Here is a 2,997-nt window from a genome sequence, read left to right as displayed (position 1 = left end):
CCGCGGCACGGGATCAGGGGGATGTGCCGGGGCCTGGGGGGACAAGAGCCAGGCCCATCCTATGGGGAGGGTCACGAAATGGTGACGATTGTTCCGCGAGTGTCGTCATCCGCTGCGCCGGGCCAGGCACTGGCCCGCACAGCACGACGCCCGGCCCACCGTGCGGTGGACCGGGCGTCGACGGGGGAGTGTCCCTGGGTTACTTGGACTTCCCGAAGTTCGCGAACCGCTGGTTGAAGCGCTCCACGCGGCCGGCGGAGTCCATGATGCGCTGCTTGCCCGTGTAGAACGGGTGGGACTCGGAGGAGATCTCGACCTCGATGATCGGGTACTCGTTGCCGTCCTCCCACGTCTCCGTCTTGGAGGAGGTGGCGGTGGAACGAGTCAGGATGACCTTGCCGGAAGCGAGGTCACGGAAGAGAACCGGGTGGTAATCCGGGTGGATGTCAGCCTTCATGGTGTCAACCTTCTGTAGGTGCCTGGATTTTGCCAGGCACGGCGTTGCTCGGACGCGGCGCGCTCGAGAGTGAGCACACCAACCGCCCATGGTACGCCTCCGGCCCACGTCGGTCGATTCGACCCACGCGTGCATACCATCAGGAGAGGAATCCACGGGCAACGGGTTGAGGCGCCCCACAAGAGCGCAACACCCGGCACCACACCCCGTGCCACCACTCGCAGCGGAGGTCAGTGAATGAGCACGTCACGCGCAAACGGAGAGTACAAGGTCCCCGGCGGGAAGCTGGTGGTCGCGGACTTCACCGTCCAGGACCACCGGCTGGCCGAGGTCTCCGTCAACGGCGACTTCTTCCTGGAGCCCGACGAGGCGCTCGCCGACATCAACGCCGCCCTCACCGGTCTGCACGAGGACACCGATCCGCAGGAGATGACGGCAAGGATCGAGGCGGCCCTGCCGCGCGACGCCGTGCTGTTCGGCTTCGACGCCCGCTCCGTGGTGATTGCCGTGCGCCGCGCGCTGGCCAAGGCCACGAGCTGGAGCGACCACGAGTGGCAGGTGGTCCCCGCGCAGGTGCGCCCCACCCTGGAGAACCTGGCCCTGGACGAGGTCCTCGCCAGGGAGGTGGGAGCCGGCCACCGTCCGCCCACGCTGCGGTTCTGGGACTGGGACGAGCCCGCGGTGGTCATCGGCTCGTTCCAGTCCGTGCGCAACGAGGTGGACGCGGAGGGGGCGCGGCGCCACGGGGTGCAGGTGGTCCGCCGCGTCTCCGGCGGCGGGGCCATGTTCATGGAGGCGGGCAACTGCATCACGTACTCCCTCTACATCCCCCAGACCCTGGTGGACGGGATGAGCTTCGCGGAGTCCTACCCGTTCCTGGACGCGTGGGTCATGCAGGGGTTCGCGGACCTCGGGGTGGAGGCGTTCTACGTGCCCCTCAACGACATCGCCACGCCGCAGGGCAAGATCGGGGGAGCGGCCCAGAAACGCTTCGCCAACGGCGGGATGGTCCACCACGTGACCATGAGCTACGACATCGACGCGGACAAGATGACGGACGTGCTGCGGATCGGCAAGGAGAAGATCTCGGACAAGGGCATCCGTTCCGCCAAGAAGCGCGTGGACCCGCTGCGACGCCAGACCGGCATGGCTCGTGGGGATGTGATCTCGGCCCTGACCCGCACGTTCGCGGAACGCTACGGGGCCCAGGTTGGTAAGGTCTCAGACAGCGAACTCGCCACGGCCCGGAATCTCGTGGAGCACAAGTTCGGCACGGAGGAGTGGATCCACAGGGTGCCGTAGCTAGGATGTGCGAAAGCACTCACCGCACCGCGCCAGCCCCCGGTAGGACGCGCCCCGTCCCACGGGGGCGCGGCACCGGTTCCCGGTGGGTCTCGCGCGAGTCATGTCCCCCCAGCCTCGGAGAGCCACGTGTCCACACATCCGGTCGAGTTCGACGACGACCAGCCCACCCCCCGCAAGAAGCACACCGGGAGGAACATCCTCCTGGTGCTCCTCGGCATCGTCCTGGTGATCGGCGTGGTCGCGGGGTTCTTCGTGTGGAACCTCGCCCGCAACTTCGACAACGGCGCGCAGAACCTGGAATCGGCGTTCCCCGAGGAGTCCAGCCGCCCCGCCAAGGGCTCCTCCGAGGACGCGGGCACCACCGTGCTGCTGCTCGGCTCCGACAAGCGGCCCGAGGGCCAGGACCCCACCGTCACGGGCTCCCGCGCGGACTCCATCATGCTGCTGCACATCCCCGAGGACGGCGGCGAGATGTACGTGATGTCCATCATGCGCGACACCTGGGTGGACATCCCCGGCCACGGTGAGGCCAAGATCAACTCGGCCCTGGACGTGGGCGGGATGCCCACCATGGTGAGCACCATCGAGCAGAACTTCGACACCCGCGTGGACGAGGTGGCGCTCGTGGACTTCGCCGGGTTCGAGGGACTCACCGACGCCCTGGGCGGTGTCACGGTGGACGTCCCCGTGTCCTTCACCACCCAGGACGGCCACCAGTTCCAGAAGGGGCCCCAGGAGATGAACGGTGAGGAGGCGCTCGCCTTCGTGCGGGAGCGCTACGCCTTCCCGGACGGCGACTACCAGCGCGTGCGCAACCAGCGTGCATACCTGGAGGGGCTGATCAACGAGCTCGTCAGCGCCGGCACCCTGACCAACCCGATGAAGCTCAACGAGGTGGTCAAGCAGATCTCCCCGTACCTCACGGTCAGTGACGGCCTCACGGCCGGGTGGATCGCGCAGCAGGCCCCCAAGATGGTGGGGATGAGCAGCAGTGACATCCACATGTTCACCGTGCCCAACCAGGGCCTGGGCACCTCCGCGGACGGCCAGTCCATCATCATCGCGGACGAGGCCGCCATGAAGGAGATCGGCAAGGCCATCTCGGGCGGCACCCTGGACCAGTACGCCAAGTCCGTGGGGCAGTCGGGCCAGTGATCCCGCGCGCCGGGTGGGGATGCTTCCCCGCCCGGCCACCCTCGCGTGCCCTCCTGGCCCGCGCCCCCTCTGGTCCGTGA

General features: G+C 67.9%; 3 protein-coding genes. 2 read left to right on the top strand and 1 reads right to left on the bottom strand.

Features of this window, described 5'->3' with window-relative positions:
* Positions 1-199: 199 nt before the first annotated feature.
* On the bottom strand, positions 200-457 hold the full coding sequence (locus D9R02_RS11585) for a type B 50S ribosomal protein L31 (RefSeq protein WP_019309201.1): 258 nt from the start codon (positions 455-457) through the stop codon (positions 200-202).
* 237 nt (positions 458-694) lie between these two features.
* Here D9R02_RS11585 and lplAB point away from each other — a divergent pair, with 237 nt between their 5' ends.
* Together lplAB and D9R02_RS11575 are read left to right on the top strand one after the other, a co-directional pair.
* Positions 695-1,759: a lipoate-protein ligase LplAB gene (gene lplAB / locus D9R02_RS11580; protein ID WP_121566952.1), complete on the top strand. Its 1,065-nt coding sequence runs from the start codon at positions 695-697 to the stop codon at positions 1,757-1,759.
* Positions 1,760-1,888: 129 nt separating this feature from the next.
* Positions 1,889-2,917, top strand: a complete 1,029-nt coding sequence (locus tag D9R02_RS11575; RefSeq protein ID WP_047978233.1) for an LCP family protein — start codon at positions 1,889-1,891, stop codon at positions 2,915-2,917.
* Positions 2,918-2,997 lie beyond the last annotated feature (80 nt).

It is taken from the genome of Kocuria rhizophila, assembly GCF_003667225.1.
Lineage (GTDB): Bacteria > Actinomycetota > Actinomycetes > Actinomycetales > Micrococcaceae > Kocuria > Kocuria rhizophila.
This window is presented reverse-complemented; position numbering and strand designations above follow the sequence as displayed.